Genomic DNA, 18,649 nt, shown 5'->3' with positions numbered 1-18,649 from the left:
GAGCCATTTATGACGACATTTTTTATAACAGGACCAGTCATTGTCTTTTTGATCTTTGTCGCTCCACTTTGGCTCTTCTTACACTATCGCAGTAAACGTAAAACGGATAGTGCACTGTCGAGCCAGGATCTGGAGCGCCTTCAGGTACTATCCGAAAAAGCAGAATCGATGCAGGCTCGGGTAGATACACTTGAACGCATTCTAGACGCAGAGTCACCAACGTGGAGACGCAAGTATGAATAGTCGAGAGCTTTATCGTGACCCAGCAAATGGCAAGCTTGCCGGTGTGTGTGCCGGATTTGCTAACTACTTTGGTGTGGAAGTCTGGTTGATTCGTATCTTGGTTATTTCTGCAGGTTTGCTAGGTGGTACGTTTTTGGTGCTTCTCGCTTATGTCGCTTTAGCGTTTATGTTGGAAAAGCAGCCAATGACTTATTCAGAAAATATCAAGGCCCAGCAGGATCATACTCTAAAGAGTAAACCATGGCAGAAGGGTCAAAGTCCGGAGCAGTTCTTGAGTGTGCTTGAGCGTGATTTTAACCGCATTGATGGCAAAATTCGCAATATGGAAGCGTATGTCACTTCCGATACATTCAGAGTCAACAGAGAGTTCAACAAACTCTGAGGATTATGCAACTAGGATTTTATTTTAAAGAGCAGGCCCCAAGCCTGCTTTTTGCTCACAAATTCCTCATTTAAATCAATATTATCTCCGCCTCACATGGCAGCTTGAGCATTGTTCATCTAACTTAAATGTAGTCTCTATATTCGTTGGATGAATATGATGAAAAAGCTGCTCATTCCAATAGCCGTTACGGCTGCTTTGTCGGGATGTGGTAAAGAACTACCACCCGTTCCCGAACCTGAATCTCGACCCGCTAAACTTTTTACGGTCTCTGTTGGTAACTCACAGTTTGATCGTCATTTCCCTGCTACGACTGACTCTGGCGATAAAGCCGTATTAGCCTTTCGTGTTCCCGGGCTACTTCAGTCGATTGACGTTCACGAAGGTCAACTCGTCAGCAAAGGTGATGTGTTGGCAACACTGAACCCCGACGAATACACGCTTCTGGAACAACAAGCGAGAGCAAATTTTGCGCTCGCGGACGTGCAATACCAACGGTATAAAAAGCTTCGTGTCGATCAGGTTGTGTCAGAACAGGACTTTGATGAAGCGAAAGCCAATCACAATTCTGCCAAAGCTCAGTGGGATCAGGCGAAAGCGAATCTGAGTTACACCAAACTCGTTGCTCCTTATGATGGCACGATCTCATACCTTCCTGCGGAAAACCATGAATACGTTGCCGCCAAAGAAGGCGTGATGAATATCCAAACCAATCAATTGATGAAGGTGATATTCCAGCTTCCTAGCCACTTGCTCAATCGTTACGCTCCTGGGGTTAACGTCACAGCAAAAATGGAGTTTGATGCCTTTCCAGAACGGTCATTCGATTTAACTTTTCAGGAGATCGATACCGAAGCCGACCCTAAAACGGGCAGTTACAAAGTCACTATGGTAATGGAGCGTCCTGAAGGCGTTGGGATCTTACCAGGGATGTCCGGTAACGTGCTTGTTACTTCACTGAACTCCGGCGTTACAACCATTCCCAATTCAGCACTGTTTGAAGAGTCAGGACAAAGCTACGTCTGGCGTGTAGATGAGCAAGGTATTGTGACCAAAGCCGCGATCACAATGAATGACAAAAATCAGGTTCTACAAGGCCTGGATGATGGTGATGTGATCGTAATTTCTGGCGTCAATGTGATAGAGCCGGGTATCAAAGTCAGAGCCTGGGTTAAGGAAAGAGGGTTGTAATATGAAAAGAATTATAGCCTTAGCCGTTTTATGCTTGCCGTTTTTCATCTCTGGTTGCGGTGATAAAGGGCCTGAAAAAGAGGTGGAAATTCCCCGAGTAAGAGTCGTTTCTTTAGAGGGGAGTAAGGTTGACGATAATTTGTACTTTCCTGCGGTGGCCAATGCGGCTGATCGTTCGCATCTCAGTTTTAGAGTTGCAGGCGAAATTAGCAGTATCAGGGTCAAAGAGGGCGATAAGGTTAAAAAAGATGACGTTATTGCCACGTTAGACCCGACTGATTATCAATTGGATGTGGACAACGCTTCTGCCCGTTTTTCTGTAGTGGATAGTCAATACCGCCGCTCTCGTCCTCTTGTCGATAAAGGCTTACTGGCTAAATCGCAGTTTGATGAAATTGCTGCTCAGCGCCAAATCGCTCTGGCAGAGCTGAAACTAGCTCAACTACGTTTGTCATTTACGACTTTAAAAGCACCAGTGGATGGCATCATCTCCAGGGTTAATGTTGATCAGTTCGAAAATATTCAAGTTGGCCAGTATATCGTGAATATACACAGCTTGGATCGTTTCGAAGTACTTATTCAATTTCCGGATCGTTTGTACGTCAAAGAGCCTCCTACCGATGAAAGACTCACCTCCATTCAGGGGGTTGTGCGTGTTCCAAGCGGTAATGAATACATAGGAACCGTAAAAGAGTTTACCACTGAGCCCGATCCCGCCACCGGCACGTTCACGGTTACCCTCTCACTACCGATGCCAAAAGACGAATACATCCTCGATGGGATGGCGGTTGAAGTCACGTCAAAAGATGAAAAGGTCGGGTTGAATTTGAATGTCGGGATTAATGTACCAATCGAAGCGATTTTCAACGCGGATGGCGACGATCTGAGTCGCGAAAACAAGTTCGTTTGGGTACTTAACGACGATAATACCGTTTCTCGCCAACAGATACGCACGGGTAAAGCTTCAAAGACATCGATACAAGTGCTTGATGGGCTTGAATTACACGACAAGGTTGTCGTCGCTGGGGTGTCAAGACTCAGAGAAGGTATGCAAGTAGAAGTGGTTGAGCAGGAGGCTGGTTTATGAATGAGAAAAATAAAGTGCCTCAAACGGACGAAGACGTAACGGGTATCGCGGCTTACTTTATTAAAAACCGTGTTATCAGTTGGATGGTGTCACTGATTTTCTTGATCGGTGGTGTCGCCGCATTTTTTGGGTTAGGGCGTCTGGAAGATCCTGCTTTCACCATCAAAGACGCTATGGTCGTCACCTCGTATCCGGGAGCGACACCTCAACAAGTGGAAGAAGAGGTCACTTACCCACTTGAAAAAGCCATTCAGCAATTGACGTACGTCGATGAGGTGAATTCTATTTCGAGTCGTGGGCTGTCTCAAATTACCGTAACGATGAAAAACAATTACGGCCCGGATGACTTACCTCAAATTTGGGATGAATTAAGACGAAAAGTTAATGACTTGAAAGGCACGTTACCGCCTGGTGTGAATGATCCTCAGGTGATTGATGACTTTGGCGATGTCTACGGCATTTTGCTCGCAGTGACGGGGGATGGTTATAGCTACAAAGAACTGCTGGATTACGTTGATTACCTGAGACGGGAACTCGAACTTGTAGACGGTGTGAGTAAAGTATCTGTGTCTGGCACACAACAAGAACAGGTTTTTATTGAAATCTCGATGAAGAAATTGAGCAGTTTGGGTTTGTCTCCCGATACCGTATTCGGACTTCTCTCAACTCAAAACGTAATCTCCGATGCTGGTGCGATCAGAATTGGTGATGAATATATTCGAATCCAACCAACCGGGCAGTTTCAGAATGTCGATGAGCTGGGTGATTTATTGCTGACCGAAGTGGGTGCTCAGGGACTGATTTTCCTTAAAGATGTCGCTGACATTAAACGCGGCTACATTGAGGTTCCAACCAATATCGTCAACTTCAATGGCAGCTTGGCGCTGAATGTCGGTGTTTCGTTTGCACAAGGGGTCAATGTTGTTGAAGTCGGAAAAGTGTTCGATCGCCGACTTGCTGAATTGAAGTATCAACAACCCGTCGGAATCGAGATCTCAGAAATTTATAGTCAACCGAAGGAAGTGGATAAATCGGTAAGTGGCTTTGTTGTGAGTCTCGCACAAGCGATTGGGATAGTGATCGTCGTATTGCTGTTCTTTATGGGGCTTCGTTCTGGCTTGCTTATCGGTTTGATCTTACTGCTAACCGTCCTTGGCACGTTCATCTTCATGAAGTATCTGGCCATCGATTTACAACGTATTTCTTTAGGGGCGTTGGTCATCGCTTTGGGGATGCTGGTGGATAATGCCATCGTCGTTGTGGAAGGGATATTAATAGGTACCCAAAAGGGAAGAACGCGCTTACAAGCAGCGACCGATATCGTTACCCAGACTAAGTGGCCTTTGCTTGGCGCGACTATCATTGCGGTCACTGCTTTTGCACCTATTGGACTTTCTCAGGACTCCACAGGTGAGTACTGCGGTACCTTGTTTACTGTGCTTCTCATCTCTTTAATGCTCAGCTGGTTTACCGCGATTTCATTGACGCCATTTTTTGCCGACATTTTCTTCAAAGGCCAGAAAATAAATCAAACGGAAGGAGAAGATAGCGACCCGTATAATGGTATTGTTTTTGTTACCTACAAGACGTTTCTCGAGTTTTGCATGCGTCGTGCATGGTTCACTGTCGTGGTGTTAATTGTTGGGCTCGCGGCCAGTGTGTACGGATTTATGTTTGTAAAACAGTCCTTCTTCCCATCTTCAACAACACCGATTTTTCAGTTGGATGTGTGGTTACCTGAGGGGACGGATATTAGAGCAACCAATGATAAGCTGAACGAACTTGAACATTGGTTAGCGCAACAAGAACATGTTGAGCATATTACGACGACGGCAGGGAAAGGCTTGCAGCGCTTCATGTTGACGTATGCACCAGAGAAAAGTTATGCCGCGTATGGTGAAATCACCACACGAATGGAGAATTATGAAGCGCTTGAACCATTGATGGCGCGTTTCCGAGAGCATCTAAAAGCCAATTACCCTGAAATTAACTATAAACTTAAACAAATTGAGTTAGGCCCAGGTGGTGGTGCGAAAATTGAAGCGCGACTTATCGGTTCTGACCCAACAGTGCTTCGCACGCTCGCCGCTCAGGTAATGGATATTATGTACGCTGACCCTGCCGCGACGAATATTCGACATGATTGGCGAGAACGCACTCAAGTTTTGGAGCCTCAGTTTAACGAGAGCCAAGCTCGCCGTTACGGTATCACCAAATCAGATGTCGATGATTATCTCTCCATGTCGTTTTCGGGTATGAAGATTGGTCTTTATCGTGATGGTACGACGTTGATGCCAATCGTGGCTCGATTGCCTGAAGATGAACGAATCGATATTCGTAACATTGAAGGAATGAAAATTTGGAGTCCGGCAAAAACTGAATTTATCCCGCTGCAACAAGTGACAATGGGATACGATATGCGTTGGGAAGATCCAATCGTTGTGCGTAAAAATCGTAAACGTATGCTCACTGTGATGGCTGACCCTGATATATTGGGTGAAGAAACGGCTTCAACATTGCAAAAGCGTCTACAACCTCAAATCGAAGCGATTGAGATGCCGCCGGGATACTCTATCGAGTGGGGCGGTGAATACGAGTCATCAGGTGATGCTCAGGCGTCGTTGTTTACGACAATGCCAATGGGTTACTTGTTCATGTTCCTTATTACCGTATTCCTGTTCAACTCGGTTAAAGAACCTTTGATTGTGTGGCTGACTGTTCCACTGGCTCTGATTGGTGTTACGACAGGGCTTTTGGCCCTGAATACGCCATTTGGTTTTATGGCTTTACTGGGCTTTCTGAGTTTGTCGGGGATGGTACTGAAAAACGGCATCGTTCTGCTTGATCAAATTGAGATTGAAATGAAGTCAGGTAAAGATGCCTATGATGCGGTGGTCGACGCCGCAGTGAGTCGTGTCCGTCCTGTATGTATGGCGGCAATCACCACGATTTTAGGCATGATTCCGCTTTTACCCGATATTTTCTTCAAGCCAATGGCTGTGACGATCATGTTCGGTTTGGGTTTTGCGACGGTATTAACTTTGATTGTTGTCCCAGTCCTGTATCGTCTATTCCACAGAGTAGCCGTACCGAAATAGAATGAGTATAAATTGATAACGCCTCTGGCTAGCGAGTCAGGGGCGTTTTTATAAGGACGTATAATGACAGAAAATAACAGTTGCGCTTGGGCGATGAACCACCCGCTGGAACGTGAGTATCATGATGCTGAGTGGGGAATACCCGTTTATGACGATAAAGTACTGTTTGAATTTATTACCCTTGAAGGTGCACAAGCGGGACTAAGCTGGATAACCATACTAAAGAAAAGAGAAGGCTACAGAGAAGCATTTGAACACTACGATTTAGATGCTTTGGAGCAGCATGGTGAAGAGCGAGCTGAATATATCGTAGAAAATTATGATGTCGTCAAACATCGCGGCAAGATCAATTCAGTGTTCAGTAACGCAAAAGCCGCTAAGGCGTTGATTGATGAGTATGGAAGTTTGTCAGAGGCTTTGTGGCAGTTTGTCGACCATAATCCTGTGATCAATCAATGGCAGGATATGAGCGAAGTGCCCGCGTCTACCGAGCAATCAAAAGCGATGAGTAAATTCCTTAAGAAAAAAGGTTTTAAATTTGTCGGAGAAACCATCTGTTATGCGTTTATGCAAGCGGTCGGAATGGTCGATGACCATATCGTCGGATGTCCCTGTAAAACGGTGCAGGACTGACTAAATCAAACTATAAGAAAATGCCCTCGAGTTGAGGGCATTTTTTTGGATATCGATTCCTAAAGTGAAACTTCTTCCTCGAGAATGAGGGCATTGTATCTTGCCAAACCTGCTTCCAGATCGGCGATCAAGTCTTCGACGTCTTCCAAACCAATGTGAAGACGGATTAACGTCCCTTCAAAATGCGGGTGCGAGACTGTGCGTAAGCTGTTAAAGCTCTTTGGCTCATTAGCTAGAATCAAGCTCTCGTAACCACCCCAGGAGTAGCCCATACTGAAGTGCTTCATACCGTCAAGCAAGGCTGTTGTTGCTTTAGGGCATGATGTTTTGAGTACGAATGAGAACAGACCATTACCGCCGGTAAAATCGCGTTTGAAAAATTCATGGCCTGGAGACGTTTCCAGTGCAGGATGCAGTACTCGCTCCACTTCAGGGCGAGTTTCTAACCATTTAGCCACTTTCAAGCTGCTCTCTGCATGCTGACGAAGACGAACATCTAGAGTGCGCAGACCGCGGAGGCCTAGGTACACATCGTCAGGAGAAACACACTGTCCCATTAAGTAGCTTTGTTCTCTCAATTGTGGCCAGTATTTCTCTGAAGCGACTGCCGTGCCCAGCATAACGTCTGAGTGACCAACGATGTACTTGGTCGCAGCCTGCACTGAAATATCAACCCCATGGTCAAACGGAGAGAAGTTAACACCAGCGCCCCAAGTGTTATCGAGTACCACAACGATGTCGTGCTCATGGGCGATACGAGCAAGAGTCGGAACATCTTGTACTTCCATGGTAATTGAACCCGGAGACTCCAGGAAAAGTACTTTGGTATTCGGTTGAATTAAATCACGAATGTTCTCGCCGATCATTGGGTCGTAGTAGGTTGTCTCAATCCCCATTTTTTTCATGATGACGTTACAAAAATCACGAGTCGGTTCGTAACACGTGTCAACCATAAGAATGTGGTCACCAGTCTCAACTAGAGACAGGATTGTGTTTGAAATAGCCGCTGTTCCACAAGGGTAGAGAGCACATCCCGCACCGCCTTCAATTTCAACCATCGCGTCCTGAAACGCGAAATGTGTGTTGGTACCGCGACGCCCGTAAAACAGCGTTTTGTTCGCGCGGTTAATTGCTGCCTGGTTTTTCTCTGCAACACTGTTAAATACGATGGTTGATGCACGTTGAACTGGTGGGTTAACAACACCGTTTGTCCACTTTTTATCGCGGCCTGCGGTAATCAGCTTGGTCTTTTTACCCTCTGACATATAAATTCCCTGTTTAAATAAAACGATTTTGATTATTTAAAACATGGACTACGGGTTGTTTGCAAGGGAAAACTCTACTATCGAGCCATAACCACTTGGAACACCTAATAGCCTAAGGGAATACTCAGTGAGTGTGATGAGGGTTATCTCACTTATTTGGGGTTTACAGGAGTCCGATAAAACAATCCCGCGCCAAACCGTTTGGTGCGGGATTGAAGTCGCTCTTAAATCCAGAGTGCTTTAAAGCAGAGGATTAAACAGATAGAACACACGTTCTAAGAAGCGAGAGAACAGGCTCCGTTTATCCCACACCTTTTTTTCCACCGGATAGGACTGTTTGATGTAACTGTCTTGCAGAGATGACATCTCTTTGGTGAAGTCTTCATCATCGACTGCCAGCGTCACCTCAAAGTTCAGCCACAAGCTACGCATGTCCATGTTTACGGTGCCGACCAAACAAAATTGGTCGTCAATAACGACAGATTTTGTATGCAGCAACCCGCCATAAAACTCATAAATTTTCACACCCGCGGCAAGAAGCTCACTATAGAAGGCGCGAGAAGCCCACTGAACCATTACCGAGTCATTCTTATGAGGGATGATAAGTTCTACCTCAATGCCTCGTTGCGCGGTCATCTTCAGTGTCTCAAGCAAATCGGTGTTAGGCACGAAATACGGAGTAGTGATTCTCACCGAACGATTGGCTTGGTTAATGGCTAACGTTAACACCTGATAAATAAGATACTCCGGCATGCCCGGACCTGACGGTACCACTTGTATCGGATGCTGGTACTGATAACTATCGATTTTGCATTCCGGTCGCTTAGGAAGTTGACGCTCGCCGGTTTCGACCTCCCAGTCCCAGCAGTGAATGGCACTCAGCACATTAACCGTTGGGCCAGTAATCCGCACCATAATGTCAATCCAATGACCGACACCACTGCTTTGCTTAAAGTAAGCCGGATCGACGAGGTTCATTGAGCCGGTGTAAGCGATCTCGTCATCAATAACAATGATCTTTCGGTGTTGGCGAAGATCTAAACGGCGTAAGAAAATACGCCACATTTTCACTTCCAAGGCTTGTATAACTTCAATGCCCGCATCTTTCATCATCCGGTACCACGGGCTTCTGAAAAAGCGTGGGCTGCCAGCAGAATCCAGTAACAGTTTTACATTGACTCCACGTTTGGATGCTCGGATAAGCGCTGAGGCGACGGAATCGGCTAGACCTCCGGGGTGCCAAATGTAGAACACCATCCGAATACTGGTTTGCGCATTTTCGATATCTTCGATAATCGAGTGCAAAATTTCGTCTGGCTTCTGTTGCAATGAGAGCGTGTTACCACTGAGAGCGGGTAGCCCGAGACGGTTATTACACAGTTCATCAATGCGATAGATATGACGCCCCATCGTTTCAGGCATGTGCGCGTGACAATCATTAAGTTGGCTGAACCATTCTGCAAAGGGGGCGAACATCTCTTTCGCGCGCTCAGCTCGCTTTCTGCCTAAATTAAGTTCACCAAACAGGAAATAACACGCGACACCAAGAACCGGAAGAATATAAATGATCATCAGCCACGCTAACGAAACACTTACGGCACGGCGTTTTAAAACTACCCGAATGGTGACACCAGCGACCAATAACCAATACAGTCCAATGCCAGCAAGAGTAAGAAAATGATAAAACTTATCCATATACGCTCAAATTTATACGCCCATTTACGATATTAGGCATAAAAGTGTGTTGGGGAAACTGCTTTCTTATTAAGAGTTAGAGTGATTTTATATGAGGGATTAAGTTCATAACAGGGGAATCTGTTATTCATGTTTGAAAACCAAGGTTAATCTTTAATCAGTGAATAAAAAAGCAGCATATAACATGCGTGATGCAGCAATTGTGCGATAAATATACTTGTTGAGGCTTTTAATTTTAATGGGGAACTGGTTTACTGACCGCATAGAGCGTCTAACATTATTTTCATAAGTGTATAACTTAATATAAACACACATTTTTGACGCCTATCTCAATGCAAACACAACACATTTAATTTTGGAGAAAAAGCGTGGCTACAACTAATACAGCACCACGTGATACGTGGGGGTCTAAATTAGGCTTCGTTATGGCTGCAGCGGGTTCCGCTGTCGGCTTAGGTAATATATGGAAATTTCCTTACACGGCGGGAGAGGGTGGCGGTGGCGCATTTGTTGCCATTTACCTAATCTTCGTCATCTTTATTGGCTTTAGCGTAATGCTGACCGAATTTGCCGTTGGTCGAAAAACAGGTCGAGCTGCTGTTGGTGCATTTAAATCAACCGATCGCCGCTGGACGTTTACAGGCGTAATGGGCGTACTGAGTGGCCTGCTGATCATGGGTTTCTACCCTGTTGTTGGCGGCTGGGCTCTGGCTTACATCTTTAAGGTGGGATCGGGCTTGCTGAGTACTCCTGACGCTATCGGTGATAGCTTTGGTGCTTTCATCTCTGACCCTATCCAGCCTCTGATTTGGATGGCGCTTTACCTGTTCATGAATATCTTCATTGTTATGAAAGGTATTTCTGGCGGTATCGAGAAAGCAGGTAAAGTTCTGATGCCACTGCTATTCCTTATTTTGATCGTCGTATCAATAAAAGGTCTGATGCTACCAGGTGCAATGGCAGGCGTTGAGTTCTTGTTCATGCCAGACTTCTCTGAAGTCAACAGCAGTGTGGTACTTGCTGCGCTCGGGCAGGCGTTCTTCTCACTAAGTTTGGGTATGGGTTGTATGATTACTTACGGCTCTTACCTGAAGAAGAAAGAAAACGTGGTTCAAACCACTGGCATGATTACAGCAATGGATACAGGCGTCGCAATTCTTGCGGGTATTGCAATGTTCCCGGCGATGTTTGCTTTTGGTATTGAGCCAGCAGCAGGCCCAGGTCTGGTGTTTGTTGTCGTTCCACAACTGTTCGCTGAAATGGGCGGTCTAATCGGCTTCCTGTTTGCGATTATGTTCTTTGTTGGTCTGACTGCGGCTGCATTAACGTCTTCGGTTTCACTGCTTGAAGTTGTGGTTTCTTACCTAATCGATGAAAAAGGTATGAAGCGTTCAAAAGCGGTGCTTTCAGCAAGCTCGGTAATGGCAATATTGTGTGTATTCGCTTCTTTGTCACTGGGCGGAATGGGTCCAACACTGTTTGGTACAGGTGCATTCGATATCTTCGACCTACTGACTGACAAAATCTTTATGGCTGTTGGTGGTATGTTGCTGTGTATCTTTGCTGGCTGGAGACTCAAGCGTGATGAACTTGAGAAAGAAATCACGAATGATGGTGAAGTATCTTTCCCACTATTTGGGCTATGGTACAACCTAGTGAAGTACGTTATTCCAGTCGCGATTGCAATTGTTGCTTTCATGGGCATCAAATCAGGATTTGACAGTGGTAAAGGTGAAATCATGGTACTCGGTATCGTGACTATCGGCCTGGCAGCTATCTTCTCGAAGAAGCTGTAAACCGTCACATCTTTAAAAAGGGAGCCAGGTCGGCTCCCTTTTTTATTCCAGTTACTGATTCTTGCTTACTTGATAATTTGTAGGCAGCTTACACACGTTAACTTTTAGAGCGTAAGCTAGGGGGAGGGAAGCGGAATGGGCAGTTTAAGCTCGCCTAATCAATCAGAATCGGTATACTTCTGGCTCCAAACGTGGAGCTAGGTTTTTATGTTCGATATTCTACATACCCATCCAGATTTTCTGATCATCAACAAGCATCCCAACGTCTCTGTTCATAAAGACGATGGTGACACTATGCTGCTGCAAGAAGTGGCGAAGCAGAGTGGGGATGAGCAGCTATATCTCATCCATCGGTTGGATAAAATGACGTCGGGTATTCTGCTCCTCGGACGCAACGCCAAAGCCGCCAGCGTCTTGTCTCAAGCCTTTGCTGATAGACAAGTGGAAAAATTCTATCTGGCGATTAGCTCGAAAAAGCCGAAAAAGAAACAAGGTTTGGTGATTGGCGATATGGAACGTTCACGCCGTTCATCATGGAAACTGGTAAACAGCAAACATAATCCTGCGATAACACAGTTTTTCTCCCTTGCTGCGGAGCCGGGAGAGCGCCTATTTTTGTGTAAGCCACACACTGGTAAAACGCACCAAATCCGCGTGGCATTAAAATCGGTTGGCTCAGGCATTGTCGGCGATCCAATTTATAATGCGGGTAACGAAGCTGATCGCGGTTATCTGCATGCCTTCTCACTTTGCTTTCAATATCAAGATGAGCAATATCGCTTTGTCTGCGATCCGAGAGATTATGAAGTCCTTGGCAGCAAATGGCACAGTGGAATGGTCTCTCAAGGCTTGGATAGCTGGCTTTCCCCATGGGAACTGAACTGGCCTACGATCAAATAACCGTCACAAAGAAATTAATAAGAGAATTCGATGCAAGCATCACAACTTTCGCTGTTTTTTCAGCATCTGGAAACCGAGCTCGCGCAAGCTCCGAATGAAATTCGTCGACTGTTTCACGGCCGTGGCCGTCGTTTTGAAGGTCTAGAGCAAATCACTTGCGACTGGTTACAAGGTCAGTTGATCATTAACTTATTCAAAGAAGTAGACGACGCGTTTCTCGCTGAACTGAAAAGTGGCCTCAATGCGTTAGCTGAATCAGATCTGTGGGCGAGCAAACAAGGCCGTACAATGGTACTTCAGCACCGTTATGCCGATGGCGCACCTTCAGAAGTGCTTGTTGGTGAGTTAGATGCTCGCCCCGTCGTTGAAGAAAGCGGTTTGAAATACCAGTTGGATATTGGCCGCAACCAAAACTTTGGTCTGTTTTTGGACATGCGTTACGGTCGCGATTGGGTACGCGAAAATGCCAAGCATAAAAACGTGCTTAACTTGTTTGCTTATACCTGTGGCTTTTCTGTCGCTGCCATTGCGGGTGGCGCAGATAAAGTCGTAAACGTAGACATGGCGAAAGCGTCGCTGTCTAAAGGGCGCGAGAACCATAAGCTCAATGGTCACAACACAAACCAAGTCAGCTTTATGGGGCATGACATCTTTAAGTCGTGGGGTAAAATCAAGAAGTCTGGTCAATACGATATGATCATCATTGACCCGCCTTCATTCCAGAAAGGCAGCTTTGCACTGACCAAAGACTACAAAAAGATTCTGCGCCGATTGCCTGATTTGTTGGCAGAAGGCGGTCAAGTGATGGCGTGTGTGAACTCACCATCAGTGACCAGTGATTTCTTGATTGAAAGTATGCAAGAAGAAGCGCCACAACTGACGTTCCGCGAGCGTCTGGATAACCCGCCAGAGTTTACGGACGTGGACAGTGAAGCGGCATTGAAAGTGTTGCTGTTCAGCTAAAAAACTCTCTGTCGCAATAGAAGAAAAATTAAACAAAAAGCGCCGCGAAACATCTAAAAAGACGTACCGCGGCGCTTTTTTGTATTTGGAAAATTAACCAATCTGCACTTCAAGATCTGCTTCAATGGTTGATGAGCATGCGAGCACATAGCCTTGTTCAATTTCTTCTTGCGTCAATGTTTCTAGGCTGGTGGAAGAGACACTGCCTTTACGAACTTTGCACTTGCAAGACCCACATATGCCACTTCGACATGCGACGATGAGGGGTAAGCCCGCGCCTTCAAGCACATCGGCCAATACCTGACCTTTTTGTGCATTAATGGTTTGAGCAAAGTCAGGCACGGAGACACTGGCGGTTTCATCTGATACCGCTGAAGGTTCCGTAGCTGCTGGCGTAAAGCTCTCTTGATAGAAGTTTGCCATGTCAAAACCGAATTCACTCAAGTATCCGTGAACATCTTGCATGAACTGGCTTGGGCCACAGAGGTAAACCGTGCGTTGCTTAAAATCAGGGACTAGCGTTTGCAGCCAGTCTGCGTTCAAGCGACCTTGCGGATGCAACGCTCCTTCGCTGTTCTTTAGCAACAGCTTCAAATGGAAATTGGGATACACGGCACCGAACGTTTCTAACTGATCGTAGTAAATCGTTTCTTCTGGACTGCGTGCGATATGAAGAAATGCGATGTCCACATCGTTGTCGTTTTCATCTTGATTACTCAGCCAGTGTTTTGCCATCGAAAATACTGGCGTGACGCCGCAACCTGCACTGATAAGCAAGGCTTTTGTTTCGCCATCACGTAAAACGGGTGGGTGGTCAATGCAGTTAAATTCGCCCGCTGGTGGTAATGCTTGAACGGTATCACCGAGCAGCAGCGAGTCAACGATGTAGTTCGATACTTTACCGCCAGCTACACGTTTGATGGTGAGTTGAAGGTGATCGTCTTCATTAACAGAGCTGATTGAATAGGCACGAAACTCCAATTTTCCATCAATTTCGACACCCAGGTTAATAAACTGACCGGGTTTAAATTGAAACAGAAGTGATTCGGTTAATTCGGCCAACTTGATGCTGACGGTATCGTGTGTTTCGAAATATTTGTCGATACAACGGAGCGTGACGGGTTGGTTGCCTTGCCATTCAAAAAACATATCAATCTCTTTGGTTGGAGCGAGTTCAAAATCTTAGATTATAAAAGCGCCCCCAGATTAGGAGGCGCATAGAGAGCGGTCTCTTAGGCTGCCAGAATAGCTTTTAGGTCATCCTGAACATTGCCAATGCTGCGCATATCGAACTTCTCTTGGATGATTGCGATTAGGTTTGGTGTTAGGAAAGCCGGTGCAGTAGGACCGGTGTAAATGCCTTTCACGCCCAGAGCGAACAACGTTAGCAAGATAACGATCGCTTTTTGCTCGAACCAGGAAAGCACAAGAGTGAGTGGCAGTTCATTAATGTCACAGTCAAACTCTTTCGCCAGTGCCAGAGCAAGCTGGATTGCTGAGTACGCATCGTTGCATTGGCCTACATCTAACAGTCGAGGGATGCCGTTGATATCGCCGAACGTATTTTTGTTAAAGCGGAATTTACCACACGCCAACGTCAGGATTAGCGTATCTTCAGGCGCTTCTGCCGTGAAGTCGGTGTAGTAGCTGCGCTCTGCTTTATCGCCGTCACAACCGCCTACTAGGAAGAAGTGCTTGATGTTGCCTTGTTTCACTTGGTCTATAACCGCAGGCGCGGCGTTCATCAGTGCATTGCGACCGAAACCAACCGTGATGTGGTGTTCGATTTCATCGTGTTGGAAACCGTCTTGCGCGAGTGCACATTCAATCACTTGGCTGAAGTCATCGCCTTCGATGTGAGCCACACCAGGCCAGCCAACAATACTACGTGTGAATAAGCGGTCTGCGTATTGACCAACATTCGGGTTCAACAGGCAGTTTGATGTCATCACGATTGCGCCAGGGAAGTTCGCAAATTCTTTCTGTTGGTTTTGCCAGGCGCTACCGTAGTTACCCACCAGGTGAGGGTATTTCTTCAGCTCAGGATAGCCGTGCGCAGGTAGCATTTCACCATTGGTGTAAACGTTGATGCCTTTGCCTTCTGTTTGTTGCAGAATCTTTTCCAGGTCATGCAAATCGTGGCCAGATACCAGAATACATTTGCCTTTTACCGGCTTGACGTTGACCGTTGTTGGCTCTGGATGACCAAAGGTCGTCGTTTCACCTTGGTCTAGCATTTCCATTACTTTGTAGTTCATCAAACCAATGCGCATTGAGCAATCGAGCAGTGCACCAAGATCTTCCGGGTCGGTACCTAACCACGCCATGATTTCATGATATTCGGCGTAGATGTCGTTGTTGGTTTGTTCAAGTACGCGTGCGTGTTCCATATACGCAGCCGCACCTTTAAGACCGTACAGGCAAAGTAGACGCAAACCAATCACGTCTTCATGCACTTGGTCTTTACCACGGTTAACCGCGACTTGAGGCGCAAATTCCAGGATAGCTTCAGCGCTGTTTGGTAGCTCGAAGTTGGCAACGGCAGGAATGTCAGTAAGGTTGGTGTTTGACAAAGTCGCAGCAGACATTACTTGCTCTTTGAGCAGTGCTTTGTAATTCGCGGCTTGAGATGTTAGCTCAAGGATACGTTCAGGATCGAAGTTTACGTTAGTCAGTGTAGAGAAGAATGCTCTTGGTGCCCATTGATTGATTTCATCGTTAATGATGTTGAATTCAAGTGCTTTTGATGCCCAAAAAGAAACCCCTTGTAGTGTGTAAACCAACACGTCTTGCAGGTCAGATACTTCAGATGTTTTACCGCACATACCTTGTGCAAAAGAACAACCTTTAACAGCAGGGGTTTGAATTGTCTGTTCACATTGAATACAGAACATATTGGATTCTCCAGTGTTTGTTTTAATAGTCGTGATGATGACCACTAGAGAGCAGAATGTGTGCCAATTAATATATTATTGATTAATAAAGGTTTTTTGTGTTATTGAGGAGCGGGGTGATGTAATTAAGACAACGTGTTTGATGTCTTAATTACATCGCATTGTTATGTGTGACTATTTATTGATCCCAAACTTTTTACCCATTCGATATAAGTTACCGCGATCCATTTGTAAAAACTCCGCTGCTTTTGCCCAAACTCCACCGGTTTGGTTTAAAGCATGTTCAATCAAATCACGCTGATAGCCTTCGACTAACTCTCGCATGGGCTGACTTTCTTTCGGCAGGTAGTGTGATGTGTTTTTTACATCATCAAGTGCAAGCGAGGTGTCAAAATGGCTCAGCATGATTGTGCTAGCAGTTTGTTGAATTGCGTGCAAAGCCGCTCGAGTTAACGTGTGTTCGAGCTCGCGAACGTTCCCGTACCAAGGTAAAGATTCCAGTTGAGTCAATACTTTAGGGTGAACGTGTAAATTAGGCGCGTTGAATTGCTGGCGTACTTTTTCAAGAAGATATCCCGCTAAAACAGGAATGTCACCGTCACGAGCACGCAGTGGCGGCACTTGAATTGGGAATACATTTAAACGGTGGAAAAGGTCTGCGCGAAATGTACCAGCTTCGACCTCTTTTTCCAGTTGTCGATTGGTTGCAGCGATAATGCGAACGTTAACCATCAAATGCTGGTCGCTACCTACACGCTGAAGTTCGCCTTGCTGAATAACGCGCAGCAGTTTTGCCTGCAAAATCAAAGGCAGTTCGCCCACTTCATCAAGGAAAATCGTTCCGCCATCGGCCAGTTCAAATTTACCGGCGCGGTGGCTATTGGCACCAGTAAATGCGCCTTTGACATGACCAAACAGTTCGCTTTCAGCCAGCCCTTCAGGCAGGGCAGCGCAGTTCACGTAGATCATTGGCTTATCGCTGCGGTGAGATTGTGCATGCACCGAATGCGCGACCAGCTCTTTACCCGTACCCGTTTCACCTGTAATCAGAACTGCATAATCAGATTGAGCTACCGTGGCGATGTTGTTACGTAGTTGAGTGATTTGCGGACTCAATCCAATCATCTCTCCTTTTTGTGAACGAGCTTGCTGGATAAGCGTTTGAGTAACATTTTTCTGCTTTTGGTTTTGAGTTTTGAGTGCTTTTAATTGAGCGATGTTACGTAGCGTTGCTGCGGTTAAAGCCGCAAAGGTTTCGATAGCTACAGGATCGATATCATCAAACGCGCCTACTGCCAGAGCATCCATCGTCAGGGCGCCAACGAGTTGACCTTCTACATACAAGCTAAATCCCATGCAATCGTGAACATCAATACATTGGTCTTCGGTTAACAGTGTGCCATCAAATGGATCGGGTAGTGGACAATGGGCATCGAACCGAACAGGATCTCTGCTCTGAATGATGGCTTCGAGTCGTGGGTGAGCTTTGGGAAAGTAACGACGACCTAATACCGAGCTTGATAGCCCTCTCGCTGCAACCGGTGTAAGGAAGCCATCTTCATCAAAAATAAACAGGCAGGTAGCATCGCATGGAAATACTTGTGCCACACCATCAATAAGACTTTGGTACTGCTGCTCATGGGAGCGATTAGAGCTGAGGTTTAATGCGATATTGAGGAGTACGTGGTCAACAGTAGGAGTCATATCAAGCCCAAAAGTTATCTGGAAAGGGCTGATGCTAGCAATTTGATGTCATTTTCACATCGAAAATATCAGAAGTTTGATGTTCCATTGACGACGATCAAGTTTGATCTCAAAAGAAACGCGCAAGCATAACGTTATTAAGTATGCTTGCGCGGATTCTGAATTCGAGTCGAAAGTTAGGAGGAATGACTCCTATTTCATGAGCCCGGATTAGCGAGGTACGACCCTTGCTTCGCTACCATACATGTTGATTTGTACCGCCTGACCCGGCTGGAATATCATGTTTGGGTTCGCTTCTTGAACGATAGAGATGATTTTTCCATCTTCCATGCGAATGGTTAGGTTGACGCCGTTTCGTTTCGCGGTCGCTTCGGCGGTTTTACTACCTGCATAGCCACCTAATAAACCACCACCAATGGCTGCGATATCAGAGCCTGAGCCGCCACCAACTTTAGAGCCTAATATACCACCAATTGCGGCACCGGCGATTGTCCCGATGGCATTGGATTGCGTGGAGGCATCAATGGTCACTGGTTCAACTTTTTCCACCGTTCCGTAGTAAACTTGCTGAACTTTTCGAGTGTCTGCCGAGCCATATGCATCACCGTAAGGGTTAGGAGAGGTACAGCCTCCTAATGCGATTACGGAAAATGTAAGCAACATGCCTAGCTTGACGTATTTTTTCATATAACCTCCAAATGGCTTTGATACTCAAAGAGTATATACCCTATTTTAGTACGTGCTGAGAGTTTCTATAAAACAGCGACTTAACCATAATTGACCCCGAGGGAATTTGCA

At 45.9% G+C, this 18,649-nt stretch carries 15 protein-coding genes; 9 read left to right on the top strand and 6 right to left on the bottom strand.

The genetic code is table 11. The annotated features are described in order from the left end of the window. Positions 1-9 precede the first annotated feature (9 nt). The 6 genes from pspB (at position 10) to V1U08_RS09065 (ending at position 6,634) form a co-directional block, all read left to right on the top strand. Positions 10-243, top strand: a complete 234-nt coding sequence (gene pspB, locus V1U08_RS09090; protein WP_014231520.1) for an envelope stress response membrane protein PspB — start codon at positions 10-12, stop codon at positions 241-243. Continuing rightward, positions 236-625: an envelope stress response membrane protein PspC gene (gene pspC / locus V1U08_RS09085; RefSeq protein WP_014231521.1), complete on the top strand. Its 390-nt coding sequence runs from the start codon at positions 236-238 to the stop codon at positions 623-625. Before pspB ends, pspC begins: the two co-directional genes overlap by 8 nt. Positions 626-784: 159 nt before the next feature. Continuing rightward, positions 785-1,816 (top strand): efflux RND transporter periplasmic adaptor subunit, encoded by a 1,032-nt coding sequence (locus V1U08_RS09080; RefSeq protein WP_014231522.1) that lies wholly within the window; start codon positions 785-787, stop codon positions 1,814-1,816. Position 1,817: 1 nt separating this feature from the next. Beyond that, positions 1,818-2,903 carry an efflux RND transporter periplasmic adaptor subunit gene (locus V1U08_RS09075; protein WP_118118200.1) on the top strand — a complete coding sequence of 362 codons (1,086 nt, stop codon included), beginning with the start codon at positions 1,818-1,820 and terminating at the stop codon, positions 2,901-2,903. Beyond that, complete coding sequence (gene vmeI, locus V1U08_RS09070) at positions 2,900-6,001, top strand: efflux RND transporter permease subunit VmeI (RefSeq protein ID WP_020332969.1); 3,102 nt, start codon at positions 2,900-2,902, stop codon at positions 5,999-6,001. The genes V1U08_RS09075 and vmeI overlap by 4 nt, the downstream gene beginning before the upstream one ends. Positions 6,002-6,064: 63 nt before the next feature. Next, positions 6,065-6,634, top strand: coding sequence for a DNA-3-methyladenine glycosylase I (locus tag V1U08_RS09065; protein WP_065302206.1), 570 nt, complete (start codon positions 6,065-6,067; stop codon positions 6,632-6,634). Positions 6,635-6,693: 59 nt separating this feature from the next. On the opposite strand, the gene V1U08_RS09060 is transcribed toward V1U08_RS09065, so the two are convergent. Then, positions 6,694-7,899 (bottom strand): cystathionine beta-lyase, encoded by a 1,206-nt coding sequence (locus V1U08_RS09060; protein WP_329352449.1) that lies wholly within the window; start codon positions 7,897-7,899, stop codon positions 6,694-6,696. 240 nt (positions 7,900-8,139) lie between these two features. After that, entirely contained in the window at positions 8,140-9,594 is a 1,455-nt protein-coding gene (cls, locus tag V1U08_RS09055; protein WP_014231527.1) for a cardiolipin synthase, read from the bottom strand. A 425-nt stretch (positions 9,595-10,019) separates the two neighbouring features. On the opposite strand from cls, the gene V1U08_RS09050 reads away from it, so the two are divergent. From V1U08_RS09050 to V1U08_RS09040, 3 genes are all read left to right on the top strand, one after another. Continuing rightward, a complete protein-coding gene (locus V1U08_RS09050; RefSeq protein ID WP_217906122.1) occupies positions 10,020-11,390 on the top strand; it encodes a sodium-dependent transporter in 1,371 nt (456 codons plus the stop codon). 207 nt (positions 11,391-11,597) lie between these two features. Next, positions 11,598-12,290: a TIGR01621 family pseudouridine synthase gene (locus V1U08_RS09045; RefSeq protein WP_330470448.1), complete on the top strand. Its 693-nt coding sequence runs from the start codon at positions 11,598-11,600 to the stop codon at positions 12,288-12,290. A 30-nt stretch (positions 12,291-12,320) separates the two neighbouring features. Continuing rightward, positions 12,321-13,253: a class I SAM-dependent methyltransferase gene (locus V1U08_RS09040; RefSeq protein WP_014231530.1), complete on the top strand. Its 933-nt coding sequence runs from the start codon at positions 12,321-12,323 to the stop codon at positions 13,251-13,253. Positions 13,254-13,346: 93 nt separating this feature from the next. Here V1U08_RS09040 and V1U08_RS09035 read toward each other — a convergent pair whose 3' ends face one another. From V1U08_RS09035 to V1U08_RS09020, 4 genes are all read right to left on the bottom strand, one after another. Further along, entirely contained in the window at positions 13,347-14,402 is a 1,056-nt protein-coding gene (locus V1U08_RS09035) for a hybrid-cluster NAD(P)-dependent oxidoreductase (protein ID WP_330470447.1), read from the bottom strand. 83 nt (positions 14,403-14,485) lie between these two features. Next, positions 14,486-16,147: a hydroxylamine reductase gene (gene hcp / locus V1U08_RS09030; protein WP_330470446.1), complete on the bottom strand. Its 1,662-nt coding sequence runs from the start codon at positions 16,145-16,147 to the stop codon at positions 14,486-14,488. A gap of 174 nt (positions 16,148-16,321) precedes the next feature. Beyond that, positions 16,322-17,851 carry a nitric oxide reductase transcriptional regulator NorR gene (gene norR / locus V1U08_RS09025; protein WP_330470445.1) on the bottom strand — a complete coding sequence of 510 codons (1,530 nt, stop codon included), beginning with the start codon at positions 17,849-17,851 and terminating at the stop codon, positions 16,322-16,324. A 210-nt stretch (positions 17,852-18,061) separates the two neighbouring features. After that, positions 18,062-18,538 carry a glycine zipper 2TM domain-containing protein gene (locus V1U08_RS09020; protein WP_014231534.1) on the bottom strand — a complete coding sequence of 159 codons (477 nt, stop codon included), beginning with the start codon at positions 18,536-18,538 and terminating at the stop codon, positions 18,062-18,064. Positions 18,539-18,649: the final 111 nt, after the last annotated feature.

This window comes from Vibrio sp. YYF0003 (genome assembly GCF_036350715.1).
Lineage (GTDB): Bacteria > Pseudomonadota > Gammaproteobacteria > Enterobacterales > Vibrionaceae > Vibrio > Vibrio natriegens.
The sequence above is the reverse complement of the archived record's forward strand: the minus strand, read 5'-3'. Positions and strand labels throughout refer to the sequence as shown.